This window comes from Halobaculum sp. D14 (genome assembly GCF_051195135.1).
Lineage (GTDB): Archaea > Halobacteriota > Halobacteria > Halobacteriales > Haloferacaceae > JBNTKA01.
In genome coordinates, this window is sequence record NZ_JBNTKA010000002.1 from 1 (window position 1) to 22,765 (window position 22,765).

Genomic DNA, 22,765 nt, shown 5'->3' on the forward strand with positions numbered 1-22,765 from the left:
CCCCGACACCCGGTCTCGCCTCGACACTCCCCCGCACTCAACACTCCCCAGCCCGCCCAACCACACCCCCTGCACGTACGACTCGATTTAGCGACAGCTCTCCGCCGCTGAAAACGAGGTGATTCGCTAGGCTTAAGCGCGGCACCCGTCTTTCCGTACATGCGCCAAGGTGGCAGAGTCCGGCCATACGCGACGGCCTGCAGAGCCGTTATACGCCGGTTCAAATCCGGCCCTTGGCTTCTTTCGATTCAGCGACGAAACGCGACAGCCTCAGCGACGCGTCCGTGTCCCGACGAGCGCCCGTCGACGCGCGCCGAAGGCGGGCCGGGCGGGTCGCACACTTCATCGAAAAGTAACGGTTAAACGCCGGGCGGACTGTCGTCCGCGTATGCAACGTCGTGCCGCGGCAATCTACGTCGCGTTCTTCGTCGTCGTCGGAGCGGCGTCGTTCTCGCTCATCGCTACGGCGAGCGCGCCGCACCTCTCCTTCGACAACCCGGACCACGAGCTCGCACCGGGCGAGAGCATCACCGTGGACGGGACTCAGTACCGGCTCACCGAGATCACCGCCGAGATGCAGGGCGGCGGTGGCGGCGGCCACGGCGGCGGTGGCCCGGCGACCCTGGTCCGCTCGGGGACGTTGGAGTGGACGAATCAGTCGTCGCGGTACACCGTCGAGTGGGCGAACGGCTCCACCGTGACGTACGACGGCGAGGACTGGACCGTCGTCGTCGAGAGCGGTGACGACCCGACGCAGTTCACGCTGCGCGAGAACATCGACCGGTCCGCCATCCTGCAGAACGACTCGTCGGTCGAGAACGAGACGACGACCGTCGACGGCCAGACGTACGTCGTGCGGAAGGCGACCGAGAACGGGAGCCGCGAACTCGTCCCGGCGGACGACTACTTCCCCGAGCCGGCGACCCGCGAGTACGCCGAGGGCGACGAGGTCTCGGACGTCCAGAACCACACCGCGACGGTCGCGTCCGTGACCGGGAGCGGTGCGACGCTGGAGTGGTTCGCGCCGCGCACGAACACCATCGACGTCGCGGACACCGCGAACGTGACGCTCGGGTCGACGACGTACTTCGCGCACTTCCCGAACAACCAGACGCTGGTGTTGACCCAGAACTTCGAGCAGTACGACGAGTACCAGCACCAGTCGTCGCTACACACGACGATGAAGAACGGGCTGTGGGGCGTCACCATCCTCAGCGGCGTCGTCGCCTTCCTCGTGACCGGCTTGGCGTACCTGCCGTCGCGGTACTGAGCCGCCAGCCCCGCTTCGCCGCCACGACTGCACACGACTCGACTCCCGTTTTTCCGATTCGACGCGACCCGCCGAGCGGCGGCGCTGTCGAACGGCCGGTTCAGCTCGAAAACGGCGTCTCGCGGTGGTCGGCGGACCGCCGGTCCGCGGTTCGGTGGACGGGCACGATGGGATTTGAACCCACGGCCACCGGATTAGAAGTCCGGCGCTCTCATCCGGACTGAGCTACGTGCCCCGTCGTGGGTGAGTGCGGACAGCGGGAAAAACGACGCGGTTAGCGAGCCGTCACGGCGCCCGGCGGCCGGCTTCAGCGGAGCGCTGCGTCCCGTCGTCGGGGTCTTCCTGGTCCGGGTCGTCGTCGGGGTCGTCGTTGGGGTCGTCTTCGTCGTCCGGGTCCTCGTCGAGTCGGTGGTCGCCGCGTCCGGCTGGCGCGTCGCGAGCGGCCGGCGTGTCGCGGACGAGCGGGCGACTGCGTGGTGCTGTGTCGGGGACCATACGAGCCGGTCGGCCGCCGTCGACAAGAGCCCGGGTGACGTTCCGGTTCGGGGACACGTCCCGCGGATGCGTCGGCGCCGCCACGGGGTCCCGCAGCCCTTAACTCCGGGAGCGGCGAAGCCGGGAGTAATGCGAGTTATCGGGACGGTCGGCCTGCCGGGTAGCGGAAAGGGCGAGGCCGCCGCGGTCGCCGAGGAGGAGGGCGTCCCCGTCGTGACGATGGGGGACGTCATCCGCGAGGAGTGTCGGCGCCGCGGACTCGACCCCGCCGAGCACCACGGCGAGGTGGCGAAGGCGCTCCGCGAGGAGGAGGGCCCGGCCGCCATCGCGGAGCGGTCGATTCCGCTCATCGAGGAGGCCGCCGCCGAGACCGACGCGGACGCGGTGCTCGTCGACGGGCTCCGGTCGATGGTGGAACTGGAGCGGTTCCGCGACCGCTTCGGCGACGACTTCCTCCTGGTCAGCATCGAGGCGCCGTTCGACGTGCGCGCCGAGCGGCTCGGCGCCCGCGGCCGCGACGACTCCGACGTGGACGTGGACGCGCTGCGCCGCCGGGAGGAGCGCGAACTGGAGTTCGGGATGGGCGAGGTCATCGACGCCGCCGACGTCACCGTCGAGAACACCGAGTCGCTCGCGGCGTTCCGCGACCGGGTCCGCGACCTGCTCGGCGGCGCCGCAGCCGACGCGGACGCCGACGAGGCGGGGCGGGAGGCCGCCGGCGACGACGCCGCGGAGGTGCGCGAATGACGACGGTGTACAGCGTCGACGCCCGCATCGAGGTGCCGGTGCACCGCACGGAGGTCACGGACCGCGTCGCCGACGCCGTCACGAACCTGTTTCCGAACGCGGAACTGGAGTCGGAGCCGGGCGACCCCGGCCGGCTCGTCGCGGAGACGCACACTCTCGACCCGTTTTCGGACCTGCTGCACGAACAGGAGATTCTCGACACGGCGCGCCGCGAGTTCGAGCGGAACGCCGACGAGGACGGCTTCTCGTTCGAGCTGAAAAAGCAGGCGGCGCTGCAGGGCGTCGTGAACTTCGCCGTCGGCGACACGGACGAACTCGGCGACATCCGCGTCGACGTGACCGTCCGGGAGCCGTCCGTCGAGGAGTACATCGACCACATCGCGCCGCCAACCGAGGGCGGCCGGCCGGTCGACCCGGACGCGACCCGCGGGTAGCGACGCCGGGGCCGCCGCTACGTGAACAGCACCACGGCGCCGAACAGGACGACGACGCCGAGCACGTCGCAGACGTTCGTGACGACCGGGATGACGACGTCGTCGGGGTCGAGCGACAGCACGTAGGCGACGTAGGTGGCGACGACGGTGACGGCGACGGCGAGCGCGGCGAGCGTGACGCCCGCGGTGGTGGCGACGAGCAGCACCGTCGTGACCGGGAGCGACGCGCCGCCGGTGAGCGACGCGAGCGCCCAGGCGCCGGCGCCGACGACCGGGAACAGCGTGGCGGCGAGCGCGACGGTCGCGACGGCGTTGCCGGCGAGTTCGTCGTCCGTCGCGTCGAAGCTGAGCGTCCCGAGGTGGAACGCGGTCGACAGCCGCGAGGCGAGGACGCTGCCGAGGTTCCCGGCGGTGCCGATTGTGACCGGTACCAGCACCAGCAGCGACGGCGCCCGGTACAGCCGCTGTTCGAAGCTGCCGAGCACCAGCCCGGAGCCGAGTTCGACGACGGTCAGCGCGAGCAGCACCGGGAGCGTCGCCCGCGTGATCGACCGGACGGTCCACTCGGTCGGCACTACCCGCCACCTCCGAGTGCAGCGAGCGTCACCCGGACCGCGAGCAGCAGGAACGCGACGCCGAACACGTCGCCGGTCGTCGTGACCAGCGGCCCGACGAGCGTGTCCGGGTTCCGGCCGCGGCGGTAGCCGGCGAACACGACTGTCACGACGACGGCGGTGAGCGCGACGCCCGACAGGACGCCGGCGATGAGCGCGATGCTTACCAGCACGGGCAGCGGCGCCGCGCCGCGGCCGAGCACCGCGAGCACGACGGCGGCGGCGACGGCGGCGAACACGGACGCGAACACGCCGTTCACGAGCGCCGCGGCGGCCGCCCCGCGGAGCCGTTCGTCGCCGACGGTCACCCGGGGCTCGATGAGCCCCTGGTGCAGCCCGGTGGAGAGCCGCGCCCCGAAGCTCCCGTAGACGTTTCCGCGGGTCGCGAGCAGCGCCGGCACCAGCACCAGCAGCCCCTCGACGGCGCGCAGTTCCGCGCGCATCCCGCCGAGCACGACGCCGGCGAGCAGCCCGCCGACCAGCGACGCCGACAGCGCCGGCAACGCCTCCCGGTAGGCCTCCCGTGCCGTTCCCAGCACGCCGCCGACGCCGTCGCCGCGCCCGCCGGTACTCATTCGTTCGGGGCAACGAGCGCCCCCGTGAAAAGTCGGCCGGGGTCTGCCGGCCGCCGAGCGCCGCGCCGTTCGGCGACGCGGCGGACCGACGCGCACTTGCCGGCGCGCACGAACGCTTCGGCAATGAGCGACCGCCAGGTGCTGTTGACGAACGACGACGGCGTGGACTCGCCGGGGCTCGCCGCGCTGTACGAGGAGCTGCGCGCCGTCGCGGACGTGACGGTCGTCGCGCCCGCGGCGGACCAGTCCGGCGTCGGACGCTCGCGCTCGCGCGCGGTCGACGTCGACGACCACGAGTGGGGGTACGCGGTCCACGGGACGCCCGCGGACTGCGCCGCCTTCGGGCTCCGCGGACTCGACCGCCGGTTCGACGTCGTCGTCTCCGGCTGTAACCTCGGCCCGAACTGCGGCGAGTACATCATGGGCCACTCCGGCACCGTCGGCGCCGCCGTCGAGGCCGCCTACCTCGGGACGCCCGCCGTCGCGGTCTCCGCGTACCACCGCGAGGAGTTCTTCCCGCCGAACCGGTTCACGTTCGACCTGCCGGCGCAGGTGACCCGCGACGTCGTCGAGCGCGCGGCCGGCGACGGCGACGCGGACGGTGACGGCGACGCCGACGTGTTCGACGCCGCGGACTACCTCAGCCTGAACGTCCCGGTCGAGGACGCCGGCCCGATGCGGGTGACCGAGCCGCTCGCGGACTACGGCGTCGACGCCCGCGACGCCACCGACGAGGAGCGCGACGAGTACGGCGGCGCCTACCGGCTCGAAAGCGACTACTGGGCGCGGCTCGACCAGCCGGACCGCTACCCGACGCTGGAGCAGGTGAGCCGGACGTACCCGACGTGGTCCGACCGCGCCGCCGTCGTCGACGGCGACGTCAGCCTCTCCGCGCTCCGCGTTCCGCAGGAGCCGGTGCACGACCCCGCGATCGACGACTTCGTCGCCCGCTACAACGACGTCCGCGGCGCGCTCGCCGCCGACGGCGACGGTGCCGGCGATGCCGGCGACGTCGACCGGGGCAGTGGCAGCGACGTCGGCGACGCCGGCGGCGACGACTGATTCTTCTCGGCTCCTCCGGTCCGTCGCCGGTCCGTCCCCGTGCCGTCAGGATTCGAGCAGCGCGACGACGCCCGTCAGGGCCGCGGCGGCGACGAGCGCGAGCGCGAGGACGCCGAACGCCGCGCCGAAGCCGACGGCGTCCGCGACGACGCCGACGACCGCGGGCGCGACGGCGCCGGCGCCCATCAGCAGCGTCCGGACCGCGCCGAGGCCGCTGCCGGCGACCTCGTCCGGGATGACCGCCGCGAGGTAGGCGCCGCGGACCGGCCGGAAGCCGTGGCTGCCGAGGCCGAACGCGACGACGGCGGCGCCGAGCACCGCGGGGCCGGCGGCGCCGACGGCGAGCAGCGCGCCGAGCCCGCAGGCGGCGAGCGTCAGCGTCGCGCCGACGACCGGGAGGCGGCCGACGCGGTCGGAGAGGTCGCCGGTGACGAGCTGAACCGGGTTCACGACGAACAGCGCGCTGTACAGCAGCGACGCCGTCGCGTCCGGCAGCCCGGCGCTGTCGGTGAGGTACAGCGGCAGGAACGCGACGGCGCCGTTGTACGCGAACGAGAAGCACAGCGTCACGGCGACGAACGCGGAGAACGCGGGCCGGCGGAACAGCCGAACGTACGCCGCCGCGGAGACGCCGCCGTCGCCGCCGCCGCGGTCGGTGTCGGAGACGCGGTTCGGCACCCGGAGCAGGAACGCGGCGACGAGCGCGAGACCGGCGACGCCGCCGGCGAGAAACAGCGTGTGCCAGTCGGCCCACCCGGTGGCGACGGCGACGGTGACGGCGGCGGGCGCGACGACGCCGCCGAACGCGCCGAACGTGTCGAGGACGCCGAGCGCACGGCCGGTCCGCGTCGGGTAGATGCGCGAGAGCAGGCCGACGGCGACCGTCTTGTGCGCGCCGGTGCCGACGCCGACGAGCAGCATTCCGGCGACGAGCGCGACGAACCCGGCGGCGACGTCGCCGACGACCGGCACCACCACCACGTCGTCCCCGACGGCCGGGAACAGCGCCAGCGCGCCGACCGCCGCCGTCACCGCGCCCGCCGCGATGACTTTCGTGGCGCCGAGCCGGTCGGCGACGGCGCCGCTCGGGAACTGCATCAGCGCGTACACCGTCATCATCGCGGTGAACGCCGCGCCGAGCGCCGCGTTCGACGCGCCGAACGCGGCCTGATACGTCGGGAACAGCGGCGGGAACGCGTACCGCAGGAACTTCGCGAGGAACCAGATGAGCGCGGTCAGCGTCAGCGCGTCGTAGTCGGCGAGCGCGGACAGCCGCGGAACCCGGACGCGCATGGTCGTTCGAGCCGTCGGCGCGCCGCCTGAAAAGCGGACGGAAACCGGCGTTCGACCGGAAGCTGTCGGGGCCGCCGGAAGTCGTCGAGGCTGCCGGGGGTAGTCGATGCCGCCGGGAGTCACCGGGAGTTGTCGGAGTCGCCGCGACCGCCGCCTCCCGGGGATTACGCGGGCAGCGGGATGCTCTCGACGGTTTCGTAGACCGGGCCGTCGTCGGTCAGCGTCGACTCCGTGAGCCGGATTGCGTCGACGTCGAACCGGCCGACGACCGGCTCCTCGTCGAGGAACGCCTGCACCGTCGCTTTCCCGCGGGCGTCGTCCATCCGGGCGAGCGTCAGGTGCGGCGTGAAGTCGTGCTCCTCCGGCTCGAAGCCGAGCGCCGTGGTTTCGCGTTCGACGGCCTCGTGCAGCCGGGCGAGTTCGTCGGCGCCGTCGCCGACGCCGACCCAGACGACGTTGATGTACTCGGGCGACGGGAACGCGCCGACGCCGCCGACTTCGGCCTCGAACGGCTCGACGCCGGCGTCGTCGACGGCGCGTTCGAGCGCGGCGACCACGTCGTCGACGCGGTCCTCGTCGACGTCGCCGAGGAACTTCACGGTGAGGTGCGCCTGCGCGGGGTCGGTGAACCGGAGCCCCTCGACGTCTTCGAGCTCCTGCTGGACGGCGGCGAACTCGCCGGCGAGCGTCGCCGGGAGGTCGACCGAGACGAACAGTCGCGGCATACCGGTGGCTCCGCCGCCGAGCCGGAAAAGTCCGACGCGCAACATACATCCGTCCGCTCGGCCAACTCACGGGTAATGAGTGACGAAGAGCCAGAACCTGGGAGCCACGAGTTCTCGTCCGGGCAGGGGCTCGATGAGGACTACGACGAGTTCTCGCTCGACCCGGAGGAGCTGAACGCCGACCCGTCGAAGGTCGACCCGGTGGACACGCGCGTCATCACCGACATGCTCGACGAGCGGAACATCGCGAAAGACCAGGTGGACATCGACAGCCTGCTCGACGTCGGCCTCTCGTACATGGGTATCAACCGGTTCGAGGCCGCGACGGAGACGTTCGGCCGCGCCGCGCAGTTCGCCGAGGACGACTCGCTCGACGAGCAGGAGGCGTGGGTGAACAAGGGCGCAGCGCACGCCCAACTGGAGGAGTGGGACGAGGCCATCGGCGCCTACGAGGAGGCCATCCGCATCGACGACAGCTCCGAACACGCCGCGTCCGCCGAGACGAACCTCGCGTACGCGCTCCACAAGTCCGGCCGGACCGAGCAGGCGCTCGAACACGCCGAACGCGCCGTCGAGGCCGACCCGCGGTCGCCGCAGGCGTGGTACAACCGTGGCTTCTTCCTCGTCGAACGCGGCCTGCTCGAAGACGCCGTCAACGCCTTCGACAACGCCATCCGGCTCGGCATGCGGAACGCCGAGGTGCTCGAAGAGAAGGCCCGCGCGCTCGACGAACTCGGCAAGGTCGAGGAGGCCGAGGAGGTCGCAGAGGAGGCCGAGGAACTCCGCCAGCAGGCCGAAGCCGAGATGGTCGAGGAGTACGGGGAGCGCTGATGCTGCTGAAGGAGCGAGACACGCCCGAGGGCACGCTCGTGTCCGTCTGCGACCCGGACTGCCTCGGCGAGACGTTCGAGAGCGGCGACGTCACGCTCGCGGTCACCGAGGAGTTCTACGGCGGCGACGACGCCGAACTGGCCGACGCCGACGCCGTCGTCGCGAGTCTCCGCTCGGCCACGACCGCGAACCTCGTCGGCGAGGAGTGCGTCGGCGTCGCCGTCGACGCCGGCATCATCGACGAGGAGCGCGTCCTCGAAGTCGACGGGACGCCCCACGCACAGCTCCTGTACGTCTAACTGACGCCCTGTATCCGGGCCGAGCGGAACGGTTTTCCGGCGCGCCGCGGACCAGCCGAACATGGAGTCACGTGTCCTCGTCCGAATCGACGTCCTCCTCGGCCTCCTGGCGCTGTCGCTCCTCGTCGCGTGCTGCTTTCTGGTCGCGCTGAACGCGTTCGCGGGCGGCGTCGCGCTGGTCGTCGTCGCCGCCGGGCTGTACGCGCTGTGGTCGTATCTCTCCGGGTTCCTCGGCGCCGTCGACGCCGCCCCGGCGTCCGACACTGCCGCCGCGGCCGACACCGGCGCTGCGGCCGACGCCGACGGCGACACCAGCACGGGCACCGATACCGACGCCTGAGCCCCGGCCGGTTCGCGGCGCCGAAGCCGAACGCGGCTTCTCGGCGCGCTTCGCGTAACTGCTCGCGGTTTGGCGTCGCTGACGCGACCGAAGGGGTGTTAGTCCTGCAAACCGTTCGTGGACCTAATGGGAACACAGGAGCTGTCTCCGCTCGACGTCGACGCCATCCGGGCGGACTTCCCCATCCTCGACCGGACGGTCGGCGGTGACGCCACCGTCCCCGGCGAGGGCGACGGGGACACGAAGCCGCTGGTGTACCTCGACAACGCGGCGACCAGCCACACGCCCGACCAGGTCGTCGACGCCATCGCGGACTACTACCGGTCGTACAACTCGAACGTCCACCGCGGCATCCACCACCTCAGCCAGGAGGCGAGCGTCGCCTACGAGCACGCCCACGACCGCGTCGCGGAGTTCATCGGGGCCGACGGCCGCGAGGAGGTCGTGTTCACGAAGAACACCACCGAGGCCGAGAACCTCGTCGCGTACGCCTGGGGGCTGAACGAACTCGGCCCGTCGGACAACGTCGTGCTCACCGAGATGGAGCACCACGCGTCGCTCGTCACGTGGCAGCAGATCGGGAAGAAGACCGGCGCCGACGTCCGGTTCATCCGCATCGACGACGACGGCCGCCTCGACATGGACCACGCCGCCGAACTCATAGACGACGACACCGCGATGGTGTCGGCGGTCCACGTCTCGAACACGCTCGGCACCATCAACCCGATTTCGGCGCTCGCCGACGTCGCGCACGACCACGGCGCGTACATCTTCGTCGACGGCGCTCAGTCCGTCCCGACCCGCCCGGTCGACGTCGACGACCTCGGCGCCGACTTCCTCGCGTTCTCCGGGCACAAGATGCTCGGCCCGACCGGCATCGGCGTCCTCTACGGCCGCGAGGAGCTGCTCGAGGAGATGGAGCCGTACCTGTACGGCGGCGAGATGATTCGGTCCGTCACCTACGAGGACTCCGAGTGGGAGGACCTGCCGTGGAAGTTCGAAGCCGGCACGCCCGTCATCGCGCAGGGCGTCGCGCTCCACGCCGCCATCGACTACCTCGACGACCTCGGCATGGACAACGTCGAACGCCACGAGTCCCTGCTCGCCGAGTACGCCTACGACCGGCTCACGGAGTTCGACGACGTCGAAATCTACGGTCCGCCCGGCGACGACCGCGGCGGCCTCGTCGCGTTCAACGTCGACGGCGTCCACGCCCACGACCTGTCGAGCATCCTCAACGACCACGCCGTCGCCGTCCGCGCCGGCGACCACTGCACCCAGCCGCTCCACGACAAACTCGGCGTCGCCGCCTCCGCCCGCGCCAGCTTCTACGTCTACAACACCCGCGACGAGATCGACGCGCTCGTCGACGCCATCGACGACGCCCGGCAACTGTTCGCCTGAAGCGGAGGCGGAGCCGGAGCGGTCGGCGTTGCCGGCGCGGTCCACGGGGCGGTAGCCTTTTCCACCGCAGCGCCCAATATTCCGGTAATATGGGTATCGGCGGCGGCTCCGACATGTATCGGCAGCAGATCCTCGACCACTACAAGAACCCGCGGAACTACGGCGAGATGGACGACCCGACGTTCTCGCACGTCGGCGAGAACCCCTCCTGTGGCGACACCATCCAGGTGGACGTGAAACTGGCCGACGACGACGAGACGATCGAGCGGGTCACGTTCTCCGGCGACGGCTGCGCCATCTCGCAGGCCTCGGCGTCGATGCTCTCCCAGCGCCTGCAGGGGATGACCATCGACGAACTGGAGGCGATGGACACCGACGACGTCACCGAGATGCTCGGCGTCGACATCTCCCCGATGCGAATCAAGTGCGCCGTGCTCGCCCGGCAGGTCGCACAGGACGGCGCGAAACTGTACGAGGGCGACCTCGACGACCTCGACGTCACCAAGACCGAAGACGACGAGTAGCGACGGCGGCTCCTTCTCCCGGCCCGAGCGGCTCGACCAGCGGAGCCGCGTTCGTCGGCCGCGCGACCGGCTGCGTTTCGCCGGCGAAAGATTCACGCGGTCGCTCGCGTATGCACGGACCGTGCCTCCCCGCACGTCCGCTCCCCTCCTGGTCGCGGCGCTGGCCGTCCTCGCGCTCGCCGTGGGCGCCAGCACGTTCGACGCCGTCCACCGGCTCGACGGCGCGTCCGCCGGCGCGCCGAACGACGGTGTGCGCGCGGATTCGTCCAGCGCCAGCCCCGAACAGCAGCGCAGCCAACAGCAGGACGCCGCGCCCGACGACGATGCCGGCGCCGACACCGGCGGCGACGTCGGCCGCACCGGCACCGGCGGGTCCCCGGTTCTCATGGTCGGCTTCGTCGCCGCCGGCGTGCTCGCGGCCGCCGTCCTCCTCCGTAGGCTCGCCGCCGGCGACGGCGAGTCCGTTGACCGGTCGACCGGCGACGGCTCCGACGACGACGCCGGGCGGAGAGCCGACCGGGCGGACCCGACGCCCGAGAACCCGGTTACTGCGGCGTGGCTCACGCTCGCGCGCCGCGTCGCCGGCGCCGACTGGCGCCGCCGGACGCCCGGCGAAATCGCGGCTGCGGCGCGGGACGACGGGCTGCCGGCCGCCTCCGTCGCCGAACTCCGCGGCCTGTTCGAGCGGGTGCGCTACGGCGGCGCGCCGGTGACGCCCGAACGCGAGGCGCGCGCCGAAGCCGCGGTCGACCGGCTGGACGCGGGCGGCGAGAACGCACAGTGACGCCCGCGTCGCTCCGGCGAGCCCTGCTCGCCGTCGGCGTCGTCGGCTGTGCGTACGGACTCGTCGCCGTCGCGGTTCCGGCGGCGGCCGTCCCGCTACCGCTTTCGACCCCGGTCGTCGCGGCGGTCGGACTCGCCGCGTTCGCCGCCGCCGCTGTCGGCGGGATTCGGCGGGTCCGGCGGCCACGACCGCTCCCCGTCGGGGACGACCCGGAGCCGTATCCGGCGCCCGGCGACGACTGGCGAGCCAGGCTCGCAGCGACGAGCGCGGCCGACGAGGACGCCCAGCGCGCGCTCCGCGACGACCTCGCCGCGTCGGCGGTCGCGGCGCTGGCCGCACGCGGCACGCCGCCCGAGACCGCCCGCGACCGCGTCGAACGGGGCGTCTGGACGGACGACCCGCTCGCGGCGGCGTACCTCCGCGGCGACCCGCCGTCGCTCGCCGAGCGAATCAGGGCCGTGTTCGGCGGCGACGCCCCGTTCCGTCGGCGCGCCCGGCGGACGATGGCCGCCGTCGCCGCGATCCGCGAGGTGGACGAGTGACCCGGACGAGCCGCTGGGACGGCGCCGTCTCGCTCTCGCTCCTCGCGGTCGCGCTCGGCGTCGTGACCGGCCGGCCGGCGCTGCTCGTCGCCGCGTCGGTGCCGCTCGCGCTCGGCGCCGTCACGCGGGCGCGCGCCCCGCCGGAGCCGACGCTCACCGTCTCCCGCGACGTTTCGGAGCGAACGCCGCGCCCGGGCGAGGACGTCCGGGTCTCGCTCCGCGTCCGCAACGACGGCGACCGGACGCTCCGGTCGCTCCGGTTCGCCGACGACGTCCCGCGCGGACTCGACGTCGTCGACGGCTCCCCCGAGCGCGCCACGCCGCTCCGGCCCGACGCGACCGCGACGGTCGAGTACGTCGTGACCGCGGCCCGCGGGCGCCACGAGTTCGACGCGCTGACGGTTCGGACCGGCGCCCCGCCGTCCGGTCGGGAGCGGCGAACCACGGTCCGAGCCGACCCGGTCACCGTCGAGTGCGTCCCGCGGCTCGACAGCGACCCTCGGCCGCCGCGTCGGGCGGTCGCCCGGTTGGCCGGCACCGCTCCGAGCCCCGGCGAGGGCGCCGGCACCGAGTTCAGCTCCGTCAGGGAGTACCGCCGCGGCGACCCGGTTTCGCACATCGACTGGCGCGGCTGGGCGAAGCGCGGCGAGCCGACGACGGTCGCGTTCCGCGCCGAGCGGACCGCCCGCGTCGTACTCGTCGTCGACGCCCGCGCCGCGGCCTACGTCGCTCCCGACCCGGCGGGGCCGCCGGCCGTGGACCGGTGTGTCGCCGCCGCCCGGTCCGTCGCCGGCGGCCTCCTCTCCGCCGGCCACCGAGTCGGCGTCGCCGCGCTGTCGCCGCGGCCGTGCAGAATCGGCCCGGGCGCCGGGTCGGGCCACCGTGCCCGGCTGGAGCGCGCGCTCGCGCTCTCCTCCGCGTTCGACGCGACCCCGCCACCGAACGACGCCGCGGGTGACGACGCGGACGCCGTCGCGGGTGACGACGCGGACCGGGACGCACAGGCGGTGCTCGACGGCGTGCGCCGCTGGCTGCCGGGCGACGCGCGAGTCGTGGTCTGCTCGCCGCTGACCGACGACGGGGCCGTCGACGCCGCCCGGCGCCTGGCCGGGTACGGACATGAGGTCGCGGTGCTCTCGCCGGACCCGACGACCGTCGACTCTCCGGTGGCCCGCTTCGCGCGCGCCGAACGCGACCGGCGGCTCACGGCGCTTCGCAGCCGCGGAATCACGGTCGTCGACGTCCCGTTCGACGCCGACCCGGGCGACGCACTCCGGCGGAGGGCGCCGTGACTCGGCCCGGACGGACCGGACTCGGCGTCGCCGTCGTCGCCGGAACGGTCGCCGTCGGCGCGCTCCTCGCTGTCGGCGAGCCCCGGCCGGCGCTGCTCGCACTCGGCGGCGTCGCGCTGGTCGCCGTCGGCGCACACCGGCCGGCTCGGCGCCCGGTTTCGCTCGGCGGCCTGACGCTCGCGGCCGGCGTTCTCCTCGCGGGCGCCGTCGGTGTCGGCGCGGTGCCGCTGCTCGTCGCGTCGGGCGCGGCCGCGCTCGCGTACGACGCCGCCGACCGGGCGGCGACGCTCCGCGCCGGGTCGAGGCGGGCGACCGACACGCGGGAGGCCGAACTCAGCGGGTCGGCGCTGACGCTCATCGTCGTTCTCCTCGCCGGCGGCGGCGGGTACCTCGCGACGCTCGCCGTCTCGTCGGCGTCGGCGACCGCGGTGCTCGCGCTGCTCGCGGGCGCGGTGTCGCTGGTGGCGCTGCTCGGTAGCCGGGCGCCGTAGGGACGCTGCTCCCGCTCGGCCACGGTCTTGCGCGCGAGGAAACGAGGTCCGCGTGAGAATCGGTGCGGCGGGGCGGGGACCGGGACGAGGACCGCCGGTCGGTGACGCTGCCGGGTCGGCGGTTACTCGGGCTTCAGGCCTTCGTCCTGCACGCGCATGATGGCCTCGCCGTCGGCGAGGTTCGGCGCGTCGACGAGTCGGACGATGCGCTTGTCGCCCTTCGACTTCCGGAGGTAGATGCGGAACGTCGAGGTGTGTCCGAGGATGTTGCCGCCGATGGGCTGGGTCGGGTCGCCGAAGTAGGAGTCGGGGTTGGAGGCGACCTGGTTCGTGACGAGCACGACGCAGTTGTAGAGGTCGCCGATGCGCATCAGGTCGTGGAGGTGCTTGTTGAGCTTCTGCTGGCGGTCGGCGAGTTCGCCGCGGCCGACGTACTCCGCGCGGAAGTGCGCGGTGAGCGAGTCGACAGCGAGCATCCGGACCGGCCGCTCGGTGTCCTCGTGTTCGCTCGCGAGCTCTTTCGCCTTCTCGGCGAGCAGAATCTGGTGGTTGGAGTTGAACGCCTTCGCGACGTGGATGTAGTCGAGGAAGTCCTCGACGAGCGTCTGCATCGCCTCGTCGTCGTCGGGCGACCCTTCGATTTCGCGCTCTTCGAACTCGCGTTCGAGAATGTCGTCGTCGAGCCCACGCACCATGTCGTCGATGCGTTCGGGGCGGAACGTGTCCTCGGAGTCGATGAAGATGGCGCTGCCGCCGAGCCCGCCGTCCTCCGGCTGGAGCTGGACGTTCACGGCCATCTGGTGGGTGACCTGCGACTTCCCGGCGCCGAACTCGCCGTACACCTCGGTGATGGACTGCGTTTCGAGGCCGCCGCCGAGCAGGTCGTCGGCCTCCGGAATCAGCCACGACAGCTTCCCGATCTGTTCGCGTCGTTCGAGCACCTGCGCGCCGGACTCGAAGCCGCCGACGTCGGCGGCCTCGCGGGCGCCCTGGATGATGTCGTTCGCCGTCGAGTCGCCGATGTCGGCGGTGTTCGACAGTTCGCCGGGGCTGGCGACCGCGATGCTCTGGTAGCTCTCGAAGCCCGATTCCACGAGTTTGTCCGCCGTCGCCGGGCCGACGCCCGGGAGGCTCTGGAGGTCGTCCTCTGCCATCGTGACTACTCGTTGCGCGGCTCCGCACATAAACCCTCGTTAACAGCAAAGTGAAAGTGAAAATGCGGGACGCGAAGCCGCCGGCTGCTCGGGAAACCGTAGGTTTAGGCGGGAGAAGGCGGATGCCGACGGGCGACTCGTCGGCGGCGTCGCCGCGGGCCGAGCGAAACTGAACCGGGTGGGAGGCCGGGGTCGGGTTCGTCGCCGCGAACTCGGGAGTCTCGCCGCGTCAGGGTCGCTTCTGGTTCTGGGTCACTCCCAGGGGTGTGCCCCGGGCGTGTCCGGCCACAGCGGGTACCAGTACTCCTTGTCGGGCTCCAGGTCGAGTTCGCCGTCGAGGACGGACTCCAGTTTGAACTCGATTCGGCGGTCGTGTTCGCCGCCGTCGGGCGCGAACGGGTAGTAGGCGCCGCGGCGGAACGAGTACACCCAGTAGGCGCGCTCGCGGCCCGCGTCGCGGCCGCCGGACCCGCCGCCGTCGCCGTCCCGTTCGAAGCCGAAGACGGCGGCGAGGAGCCGCGACCCGTAGCCGCGCTCGACGAACTCGTCGGCGGCGAAGTGGACGGACGTGACGAGGTCCTCGGGGTCGTCGTCGGCGAGCACGACCCAGTTGTAGCCGTGGTCGTCCTCGTGCCGCCGGAACTCGGTGCCGGTCTCCTCGCTGCCGGCGTCGAGGATGGACTCGACGGCGTCGACGGTGTCGGCGAAGTCGGTGGAGTCGACGGCGGAGAAACACAGCGCGGCCTCGCCGACCGGCCGGAAGCCGAGGTCGGCCTCCATGGTGACGTAGGCGGTGCTCATCCCGAACAGGTCTTCGGGGTCGGCGTCGCGGGCGGCGTCGGACTCGGCGCGGACGCCGAGCGCCGACTTGAGCGAGTCGAACAGGCCCATCAGACGGTTTCCATCTCGCGCTCCAGGTCGCGGAGCCGCTCGACGCGCTTCTCCGTGCTCGGGTGCGTCGAGAACAGTTTGCCGACGATGCCGGTCTTGATGGGGATGACGAAGAACGCGTTCATCTCCGCGGAGTCGCGCAGGTCGTCGTCGGGCACCTTGTCCATTCGGCCGTCGATGGTGAGAAGCGCCGACGCGAGCGCGCCGGGCTTCCCACTGATGGCGGCGCCGCCGCGGTCGGCCGCGAACTCGCGGTACCGCGAGAGCGCGCGAATCAGCAGGAACGACACGACCCACACGACGAGCGAGACGGCGATGGCGGCGAGCGCGCCGCCGTTCTGCCGGTCGCGGCCGCCCGTGAACAGCCACCCCCACCGCACGACGATGAACGCGATGGTCGACAGGAACGACGCGATGGTCATCACCATCACGTCGCGGTTCTTCACGTGCGCCAGTTCGTGCGCCAGCACGCCCTCGAGTTCGTCGTCGTCGAGCGCGTGCAGCAGTCCGGTCGTGACGCACACCGCCGAGCTCTTCTGTGACCGGCCGGTCGCGAACGCGTTCGGGACGCGCGAGTCGGCGACGGCGACCTTCGGCTTCGGCAGGTCGGCCTGCTGGCTCAGCCGCGTCACCGTCGCGTGCAGTTCGGGGTACTCCTCCTCGCTGACCTCGTGGGCGCCCATCGAGTACAGCGCCAGTTTGTCGCTGAAGAAGAACTGGCCGACGAGGAACAGCCCCATCACCGCGACGATGCCGAACATTCCGACGCTTGTCTGCGACAGCACGGCGATGAACACGACGTACAGCGCGAACAGCAGGAACATCGTGAAGAACATCCGGCCGCGCAGGCCCCAGTCCGTCTTCCACTCCATGTACGGTACTACTTGACGGACGGCTTAAACGCTGTCGTGCGTGCGGCGATCGCGACCCGCCCGATTCCGAGAACTAATACGCGAACGGGAAGCGTTATTGTCGCCGTTCCACCCGGTCTGTCCGTGCAGCAGCGCGGGCAGTCGTCGGTGCTCGGCGTCGTCGCGACGACCGCGGTCATCGTCCTCGTGGTCGGCACCGTCAGCTACGCCTTCGTCGGCGGGACCGTCACGGAGGCCCCGAGCCGCGACCCGGTCGGCGACTACCGGTTCGCGGTCGACGGCGAGGTCACCGTCACGAACGCCGGCGGCGACGCGCTCGACCCGGCTGTCCTCTCGCTCGTCGTCCGCGGCCCCGACGGCACCACCCGCGTCCCGTTCACCGACCCGGCGGTGACGCTGACGGCTGACCGGTTCGCGCCCGGAACGACGATGCGGTACGGCGGCGCGCCGCTCCCGCTTCCCGCCGGCACGACCGTCCACCTGTACGTCGTCCACGAGCCGACCGGAGCCGTCGTCGACGACGCGGTCGTCCAGATACCCGAAGCCACCGCGACGCCGACCGCAACGCCGACAGCGACGCCGACGGCGACACCGACAGTGACGCCGACGGCCACCGCGTCGCCGACGCCGACTGCCACGCCGTCGCCGACCGCGACGCCCGCTCCGCCCGAAATCCGCTCCTTCCGAGCGCACGGCACCGGCGGCGACCTCTCGGTCAGCGTCCGCGCCGACGCGCGGCTGTCCACGGTCCGCGTCGCCGTCTACGGCCTCCGCGGCCGGGAGTGGACCCGCGTGGCGACGCTGCCCCGCGACGCGTTCACCGTGCGCGCCGTCGGCGACGACTACCGCTACCGCGCCCGCATCGACGTGCCCGACGGCCTCTACCTCGCGTCGCTCTCGCGGGGCGCCGGCGACGACGCCCGAACGTACTCCGACTTCGCACTCGTCCGTGGCGGCGGCGACGGCGACCGCGGTGGGAACGACACCGGCGACGGCGACCCCGGTAGCGACGACGGTGGCGGCGAGGATGGAGGCAGTGGCGGCGGTAGCGACGATGGTGGCGGCGAGGATGGAGGCAGTGGCGGCGGTAGCGACGATGGTGGCGGCGAGGATGGAGGCAGTGGCGGCGGTAGCGACGATGGTGGCGGCGAGGATGGAGGCAGTGGCGGCGGTAGCGACGATGGTGGCGGCGAGGATGGAGGCAGTGGCGGCGGTAGCGACGATGGTGGCGGCGAGGATGGAGGCAGTGGCGGCGGTGGAGACGGCGACGACGACCCGTGGTGGCGGTGGTGGTGACGGAGCGGCAGCGACGCGGTCGGCGGTGACGCGGGGGACTTATTTCCGACGCGCCACCACTACCGGCGTGGTCGAAGTACTCCTCATCGTCGGACTCGCGGTCGCCGCGTTCGTCGGATTCAACATCGGCGGCTCCTCCACGGGGGTATCGTTCGGCCCCGCAGTCGGCAGCGGCCTGCTGTCGAAACTCGCGGCCGCGGCGCTGATGACCGGGTTCGCGTTCGCGGGCGCGTGGACGGTCGGCCGCGGCGTCATCGCGACGATGGGCGGCCGAATCGTCCCGTCGGCGCAGTTCACGCTCGGCGTCAGCGTCGCCGTCCTGTTTTTCGTCGGCCTGGCGCTGCTCATCTCGAACACGTTCGGGGTCCCGGCGTCCACGTCGATGACGGCGGTCGGCGCCATCGCCGGCCTCGGCGCCGCCACCGGGACGCTCATCACGGACACGATGGTCCGCATCGTCGGCTGGTGGCTCGTCTCGCCGGTCATCGCCTTCTGGGTGTGCGCCGTCATCGGTCGCTACCTCTACCCGCACCTCGACGCCCTGTTCGCCGTCGACCGCAGCGACGGCTCGCTGCTGTCGTTCGACGGCGTCGTCCCGACGCTCGCTGACAACACCACGCCGCGGGAGTTCGCCGGCACCGTCCTCGTCGTCGTCATCGCGTGCTACATGGCGTTCTCCGCGGGTGCGTCCAACGCCGCCAACGCCGTCGCGCCGCTGGTCGCCGGCGGCTCCGGGCCGCTGAAAATCGAGCAGGGCATCCTGCTCGCCTCCGCCGCCATCGGCCTCGGCGCGTTCACCATCGCCCGCCGGACGCTCGACACCGTCGGCAACGACCTCACCGACCTGCCGCTGCTCGCCGCGCTCGTCGTCGAGGTCGTCTCGGCGAGCCTCATCACGTTCCTGTCGTACATCGACATTCCGGCGTCGCTCGCCGTGTCGGCGACGATGTGTATCGTCGGGCTCGGCTGGGGCCGCGCCACCCGGACGTCGACGCTCGGCGACGCGGTCGGCGAGGCGGTCCGCGGCGAGGGTCCGGAGGTGTCGGTGAACGCGCTCGCCGCCGAAACCGAGGCGGGCGAAGTGCCGCAGGTCGGCGAGGAGCGCGGCTCCGACCTGCTCGCGGAGGACCTGTTCGACCCCGGGACGACCGGCCGCGTCATCTTCTTCTGGATTCTGACGCCGTCGCTGTCGTTCGCGGCGTCGTTCGCGCTGTTCACGCTGTTTTCGGTGTAGCCGGTCGCCCTGTCGACGCGGCGATTCGCCGCTCGTACGGCGCCGCCTCCGCGGACTTTTCGCCGGCTTCCCGTCGGTTTCCGCCGACGTTCCGATAACTTCCTTCGTCACCTCGACTTCCTCGGCGGCGGCCGCTGACCCTGGCTGGCCGGAGCGAAGCCGCGGGACGGAAACCGGTGTTTTGGCTGGCCTAAACGGCTGGCTTCGGCTGATGCCGGGGACCGAGATAGCAAAGTCTAATGCGTAACGACCGAAAAACGCCGGTGAGATGCCCACGGTCGAATACCTCAACTACGAAGTACTGGACGATCACGGCTGGGAGATGGACGACGACGACCTCTTCGAGGAGGCCGCCGACGCCGACCTCGACGAGGAGGACTACGGCGAAATCGAGGTCAACGAAGGCGAGTACATCCTCGAAGCCGCCGAGGCGCAGGGGTACGACTGGCCGTTCTCGTGCCGCGCCGGCGCCTGCGCGAACTGCGCGTCCATCCTGAAGGAGGGCGAAATCAACATGGACATGCAGCAGATCCTCAGCGACGAGGAGGTCAACGAGAAGAACGTCCGGCTCACCTGCATCGGGACGCCGGAGGCCGAGGAAGTCAAGATCGTCTACAACGCGAAGCACCTCGACTACCTCCAGAACCGCGTCATCTAACGCCGCTCCCGCGCCGTTTTCACCGTTTTTGCTCGCAGCCAGCCGCCGGCTTCCCCGGCCGCACCGCGCGTATACCAAACGCCTAACTCCCCTGCGTCCCGCCGTTCGGCAATGACCGTACTCGGCGTCGCCTCGGCCGCCGACCTGCTCCGGCTGTTCGTCGTCCCGGCGTTCGCGTGGGCGGCGTACCGGGACGTGCTGACGCGGCGGCTGCCGAACAAGCTGTGGCCGCCGCTGCTCGCCGTCGGCGTCGTCGCGCTCGCGCTCGACGTCCTCCGGTTCGCGCCCTTCACCGGCTACGAGAGCCGGCTGTTTCTGGTCCGCGTCGGCTTCGCGCTGCTGTTTCTCGTGCCGTTCTCGCTGCTCGCCTACCGGCTCGCGGCGTTCGGCGGCGCCGACACGAAGGCGCTCATCGTCCTCGCCGTCACCTACCCGGCGACCCCGGAGTACGTCGTGCCGCTGTGGCTGCTCCCGGAGACCTCGTGGCTGCACACCGCCGTCTTCCCGCTCCACCCGTCGGCGCTCGGCGTCACCGCGATGTCGGCGCTGACGAACGCGGTGCTGTTCGGCCTGCTGTACGTCGTCCACATCGGCGTCCGGAACGCCGTCGCCGGCCGGTTCTCTCCGGCGATGTTCGTCGGGACGCCGACCGCCGTGAGCCGGCTCCCCGACCGGCACGGCTCGCTGCTCGACACCGACGGCGCCGTCCCGACGCGCGGGCTCGACCTCGACGCCCTGCGGATGTACCTCCGGTGGCGCGGCTGCACGCTCGCCGAACTCCGTCGCGACCCGGCGGCCCACCGCGACCCGACGTCCGTCGGCGCCACCAACGACCCGACCGACGGCGCCGTCGACGCCGACGTCCCCGACGTCGCGGAGACGACGCCGCGCCCCGACGGCGGCGCCCCGACGGACGACGCCGCCGCGGTCGACGCGGCCGTCGAGTCCGCCGCTGACGGCGTCGCCGCCGAGGACGACCCGTGGGCGGCCGACCGGTTCCTCGCGGAAATCAGCGGGACGGCGTACGGCACGACGCCCGAGACGCTCCGGGAGGGGCTCGACCGGCTCGCCGAACGCGACGTCGTCTGGGTGTCGCCGGGGCTGCCGTTCGTCGCGCCGCTGTTCGCCGGCCTCGTCGTCGCGCTCACCTACGGCGACGTGCTCACCGAACTGCTCCGCCTCGTCGGCGTTCTCTGAGCCGGCCCCGTCTCCGAGGCGGCGTCCGCGCCGGCGTCGGCTGGGGAGGGAGAGGCCACGCAAAAGACCTATGCGACGCACGCGCCTCCCGTCGACCAATGAGTGAGCAGACGGAGGAGACGGAGGCGGCGCCGACGCGGCGCGTCGACGTCGACTTCGGCGAGGACGGACTCGTCCCGGCGGTCGCACAGGACGCCGACTCCGGCGAGGTGTTGATGCTGGCGTACGTCACCGACGAGGCCCTCCGACGCACCCGCGAAACCGGCCGCGCCCACTACTACTCGCGCTCCCGCGACGAACTCTGGGAGAAGGGCGCCACCAGCGGCCACACCCAGGCCGTCGAGGAGGTCCGCGTCGACTGCGACGGCGACGCGCTGCTGTACCTCGTCGACCAGACCGGCGGCGCCTGCCACACCGGCCACCGGTCGTGTTTCCACCGCACCCTCGACGGCGACGAGGTCGGCGAGCGCGTGTTCGACCCCGAAGCAGTCTACGAGTGATGGCGGGACAGAACCGCGACACCGGCGCCGACGCGGACCGCGACGGCGACGCAGGCGGCAGCCACGACGACCGCGACGGCGACGCGGACGCCGCTGACGCCGCGGTCGACACGGACGTCGCCGGGCTCGTCGCGGAACTCCGCGACGCCCGCGACCGCCGCCGCGCCGCCGAAGCCGCCGTCCGAGACGTCGGCGAAGACGCGCTCGAAGCCGTCGCCGACGCCGTCGAACGCGCCGACGGCCTCCTCCGGCGCTACGAGGACTCCGCGACCGGCACCGGCGACTTCGAGGCGTACCTGGAGTTCCAGAGCCAGTTCGCCGAACTCGCCGAGTCGCTCCCGGACGACCTGCCCGCCCGCGACGCCTTCGACGCCGCGAACGACATCGTCGATCAGCGCCGGCTCTCCGACGCCGACTTCGCGGACGCCCGCGACGCGCTCGCGCCGGCCCGCGAGCTCGCCGACCGGCTCGCCGAACGCGAACGCGCCGAAGACGCCGTCGCGGACGCCGAACGGCGCGCCACCGACCGGCTCGCCGAACTCGACGACCGAATCGACTCGCTCGAACGCCTCCTCGAACTCGGCGCCGCCGACCTCTCCGCGCCGACCGAACGGCTCCGCGACCCCATCTCGTCGTACAACGACGCCGTCACCGACGCCTTCGACCGGTTCCGCCGCGAAGAGCCCGCCCGGACGGTGCTGCGCGTCGTCGACGACGCCGCGTCGTTCCCGCTCGTCGACGCCGGCCCGGTGCCCGCCGAACTCCGCGAGTACGTCGAGTCGCACGCCGCCGGCGACGAGCCGGTGCCGACGCTGCTCGAATACGCCGACTACTCCCAGTCGAAACTGAGCCACTACGTCGACGACACCGACGCCTTCCGGACGACCGTCCCGGTTCACCGCACCGCGCTCGACCGGCTCTCCGCCGACCCGTACACCGTCGATTGGCCGCCGGCGCCCGCCGGCGAACTCCGCGCCGTCGCCGGCGAACTCGTGTCCGTCACCGCGAAGTTCGCCGACGAGGAGGTCGTCGCGAGGGTGCGCCGCGTCGGCCGACTCGCCGACCGCGACGACTACGACCGGCTCCGCACCGCCGCCGAAGCCGAAGCCCGGCTCGGCCCCGGCGAACGCGACCGGCTCGAACGCGGCGGCGTCCAGCGCGAACTCGACGCCGTCCGGGCCGCCCGGTCGACGCTCGCGGACGCGCTCGCCGAAGACGACGAACGCGACCGCTGACGCTGT

Annotated in this window: 27 protein-coding genes and 2 tRNA genes; 20 read left to right on the top strand and 9 right to left on the bottom strand. The window is 72.2% G+C overall.

The features are described 5' to 3' along the window. Nucleotides 1-163 precede the first annotated feature (163 nt). Nucleotides 164-239, top strand: a tRNA-Cys gene (locus ACQUST_RS05720). A 149-nt stretch (nt 240-388) separates the two neighbouring features. Next, nucleotides 389-1,270, top strand: a complete 882-nt coding sequence (locus ACQUST_RS05725; protein ID WP_435126122.1) for a hypothetical protein — start codon at nt 389-391, stop codon at nt 1,268-1,270. Nucleotides 1,271-1,429: 159 nt separating this feature from the next. Here ACQUST_RS05725 and ACQUST_RS05730 read toward each other — a convergent pair. Beyond that, nucleotides 1,430-1,505 (bottom strand) — tRNA-Arg (locus tag ACQUST_RS05730). A 50-nt stretch (nt 1,506-1,555) separates the two neighbouring features. Then, the gene (locus ACQUST_RS05735; RefSeq protein ID WP_435126125.1) at nt 1,556-1,765 is read right to left on the bottom strand and encodes a hypothetical protein; all 210 of its coding nucleotides are present in this window, start codon (nt 1,763-1,765) and stop codon (nt 1,556-1,558) included. 129 nt (nt 1,766-1,894) lie between these two features. On the opposite strand from ACQUST_RS05735, the gene ACQUST_RS05740 reads away from it, so the two are divergent. Both ACQUST_RS05740 and ACQUST_RS05745 read left to right on the top strand, forming a co-directional pair. After that, nucleotides 1,895-2,512: an AAA family ATPase gene (locus tag ACQUST_RS05740; RefSeq protein WP_435126127.1), complete on the top strand. Its 618-nt coding sequence runs from the start codon at nt 1,895-1,897 to the stop codon at nt 2,510-2,512. After that, nucleotides 2,509-2,946 (top strand): RNA-binding domain-containing protein, encoded by a 438-nt coding sequence (locus ACQUST_RS05745; protein WP_435126129.1) that lies wholly within the window; start codon nt 2,509-2,511, stop codon nt 2,944-2,946. Before ACQUST_RS05740 ends, ACQUST_RS05745 begins: the two co-directional genes overlap by 4 nt. 17 nt (nt 2,947-2,963) lie before the next feature. Here ACQUST_RS05745 and ACQUST_RS05750 read toward each other — a convergent pair whose 3' ends face one another. Continuing rightward, nucleotides 2,964-3,521, bottom strand: coding sequence for a magnesium transporter (locus ACQUST_RS05750; RefSeq protein ID WP_435126132.1), 558 nt, complete (start codon nt 3,519-3,521; stop codon nt 2,964-2,966). Further along, nucleotides 3,521-4,135 carry a magnesium transporter gene (locus ACQUST_RS05755; protein ID WP_435126135.1) on the bottom strand — a complete coding sequence of 205 codons (615 nt, stop codon included), beginning with the start codon at nt 4,133-4,135 and terminating at the stop codon, nt 3,521-3,523. Before ACQUST_RS05755 ends, ACQUST_RS05750 begins: the two co-directional genes overlap by 1 nt. A gap of 123 nt (nt 4,136-4,258) precedes the next feature. Here ACQUST_RS05755 and surE point away from each other — a divergent pair, with 123 nt between their 5' ends. Then, nucleotides 4,259-5,197 (top strand): 5'/3'-nucleotidase SurE, encoded by a 939-nt coding sequence (surE, locus tag ACQUST_RS05760; RefSeq protein WP_435126137.1) that lies wholly within the window; start codon nt 4,259-4,261, stop codon nt 5,195-5,197. 45 nt (nt 5,198-5,242) lie between these two features. Here surE and ACQUST_RS05765 read toward each other — a convergent pair whose 3' ends face one another. Both ACQUST_RS05765 and thpR read right to left on the bottom strand, forming a co-directional pair. Beyond that, nucleotides 5,243-6,490 carry an MFS transporter gene (locus ACQUST_RS05765; protein ID WP_435126140.1) on the bottom strand — a complete coding sequence of 416 codons (1,248 nt, stop codon included), beginning with the start codon at nt 6,488-6,490 and terminating at the stop codon, nt 5,243-5,245. 164 nt (nt 6,491-6,654) lie between these two features. Beyond that, nucleotides 6,655-7,215 carry an RNA 2',3'-cyclic phosphodiesterase gene (thpR, locus tag ACQUST_RS05770; protein ID WP_435126142.1) on the bottom strand — a complete coding sequence of 187 codons (561 nt, stop codon included), beginning with the start codon at nt 7,213-7,215 and terminating at the stop codon, nt 6,655-6,657. A 75-nt stretch (nt 7,216-7,290) separates the two neighbouring features. On the opposite strand from thpR, the gene ACQUST_RS05775 reads away from it, so the two are divergent. From ACQUST_RS05775 to ACQUST_RS05815, 9 genes are all read left to right on the top strand, one after another. Then, nucleotides 7,291-8,046, top strand: coding sequence for a tetratricopeptide repeat protein (locus tag ACQUST_RS05775; RefSeq protein ID WP_435126145.1), 756 nt, complete (start codon nt 7,291-7,293; stop codon nt 8,044-8,046). Beyond that, the gene (locus ACQUST_RS05780; RefSeq protein ID WP_435126148.1) at nt 8,046-8,345 is read left to right on the top strand and encodes a DUF424 domain-containing protein; all 300 of its coding nucleotides are present in this window, start codon (nt 8,046-8,048) and stop codon (nt 8,343-8,345) included. The genes ACQUST_RS05775 and ACQUST_RS05780 overlap by 1 nt, the downstream gene beginning before the upstream one ends. A gap of 61 nt (nt 8,346-8,406) precedes the next feature. Next, a complete protein-coding gene (locus ACQUST_RS05785) occupies nt 8,407-8,685 on the top strand; it encodes a hypothetical protein (RefSeq protein ID WP_435126149.1) in 279 nt (92 codons plus the stop codon). A 126-nt stretch (nt 8,686-8,811) separates the two neighbouring features. After that, nucleotides 8,812-10,089: a bifunctional cysteine desulfurase/selenocysteine lyase SufS gene (gene sufS / locus ACQUST_RS05790; protein ID WP_435126151.1), complete on the top strand. Its 1,278-nt coding sequence runs from the start codon at nt 8,812-8,814 to the stop codon at nt 10,087-10,089. Nucleotides 10,090-10,184: 95 nt separating this feature from the next. Then, the gene (locus ACQUST_RS05795) at nt 10,185-10,613 is read left to right on the top strand and encodes an iron-sulfur cluster assembly scaffold protein (protein WP_435128137.1); all 429 of its coding nucleotides are present in this window, start codon (nt 10,185-10,187) and stop codon (nt 10,611-10,613) included. Nucleotides 10,614-10,734: 121 nt separating this feature from the next. Then, the gene (locus ACQUST_RS05800; RefSeq protein ID WP_435126154.1) at nt 10,735-11,397 is read left to right on the top strand and encodes a DUF4129 domain-containing protein; all 663 of its coding nucleotides are present in this window, start codon (nt 10,735-10,737) and stop codon (nt 11,395-11,397) included. Then, complete coding sequence (locus ACQUST_RS05805) at nt 11,394-11,939, top strand: DUF7269 family protein (protein WP_435126157.1); 546 nt, start codon at nt 11,394-11,396, stop codon at nt 11,937-11,939. The genes ACQUST_RS05800 and ACQUST_RS05805 overlap by 4 nt, the downstream gene beginning before the upstream one ends. Next, nucleotides 11,936-13,231, top strand: a complete 1,296-nt coding sequence (locus ACQUST_RS05810) for a DUF58 domain-containing protein (RefSeq protein WP_435126160.1) — start codon at nt 11,936-11,938, stop codon at nt 13,229-13,231. Before ACQUST_RS05805 ends, ACQUST_RS05810 begins: the two co-directional genes overlap by 4 nt. Further along, nucleotides 13,228-13,722, top strand: a complete 495-nt coding sequence (locus ACQUST_RS05815; RefSeq protein WP_435126163.1) for a DUF7519 family protein — start codon at nt 13,228-13,230, stop codon at nt 13,720-13,722. The genes ACQUST_RS05810 and ACQUST_RS05815 overlap by 4 nt, the downstream gene beginning before the upstream one ends. Nucleotides 13,723-13,844: 122 nt before the next feature. On the opposite strand, the gene radA is transcribed toward ACQUST_RS05815, so the two are convergent. The 3 genes from radA to htpX form a co-directional block, all read right to left on the bottom strand. Continuing rightward, complete coding sequence (gene radA, locus ACQUST_RS05820; RefSeq protein ID WP_435126166.1) at nt 13,845-14,876, bottom strand: DNA repair and recombination protein RadA; 1,032 nt, start codon at nt 14,874-14,876, stop codon at nt 13,845-13,847. Nucleotides 14,877-15,128: 252 nt separating this feature from the next. Beyond that, a complete protein-coding gene (gene pspAB / locus ACQUST_RS05825; RefSeq protein ID WP_435126169.1) occupies nt 15,129-15,767 on the bottom strand; it encodes a PspA-associated protein PspAB in 639 nt (212 codons plus the stop codon). Further along, complete coding sequence (gene htpX / locus ACQUST_RS05830) at nt 15,767-16,639, bottom strand: zinc metalloprotease HtpX (RefSeq protein ID WP_435126172.1); 873 nt, start codon at nt 16,637-16,639, stop codon at nt 15,767-15,769. The genes pspAB and htpX overlap by 1 nt, the downstream gene beginning before the upstream one ends. A 123-nt stretch (nt 16,640-16,762) precedes the next feature. Between htpX and ACQUST_RS05835 the strand changes: the two genes are divergently transcribed. The 6 genes from ACQUST_RS05835 (at nt 16,763) to ACQUST_RS05860 (ending at nt 22,759) form a co-directional block, all read left to right on the top strand. Continuing rightward, nucleotides 16,763-17,935: a type IV pilin N-terminal domain-containing protein gene (locus tag ACQUST_RS05835; RefSeq protein WP_435126174.1), complete on the top strand. Its 1,173-nt coding sequence runs from the start codon at nt 16,763-16,765 to the stop codon at nt 17,933-17,935. 67 nt (nt 17,936-18,002) lie between these two features. Continuing rightward, a complete protein-coding gene (locus ACQUST_RS05840) occupies nt 18,003-19,169 on the top strand; it encodes an anion permease (RefSeq protein WP_435126176.1) in 1,167 nt (388 codons plus the stop codon). 268 nt (nt 19,170-19,437) lie between these two features. After that, complete coding sequence (gene fer, locus ACQUST_RS05845; protein ID WP_435126178.1) at nt 19,438-19,827, top strand: ferredoxin Fer; 390 nt, start codon at nt 19,438-19,440, stop codon at nt 19,825-19,827. Nucleotides 19,828-19,938: 111 nt separating this feature from the next. Beyond that, on the top strand, nt 19,939-21,024 hold the full coding sequence (locus ACQUST_RS05850) for a prepilin peptidase (RefSeq protein ID WP_435126181.1): 1,086 nt from the start codon (nt 19,939-19,941) through the stop codon (nt 21,022-21,024). Nucleotides 21,025-21,122: 98 nt separating this feature from the next. Then, on the top strand, nt 21,123-21,524 hold the full coding sequence (gene hisI / locus ACQUST_RS05855; RefSeq protein ID WP_435126184.1) for a phosphoribosyl-AMP cyclohydrolase: 402 nt from the start codon (nt 21,123-21,125) through the stop codon (nt 21,522-21,524). Beyond that, the gene (locus ACQUST_RS05860; protein WP_435126187.1) at nt 21,524-22,759 is read left to right on the top strand and encodes a DUF7118 family protein; all 1,236 of its coding nucleotides are present in this window, start codon (nt 21,524-21,526) and stop codon (nt 22,757-22,759) included. The genes hisI and ACQUST_RS05860 overlap by 1 nt, the downstream gene beginning before the upstream one ends. Nucleotides 22,760-22,765: the final 6 nt, after the last annotated feature.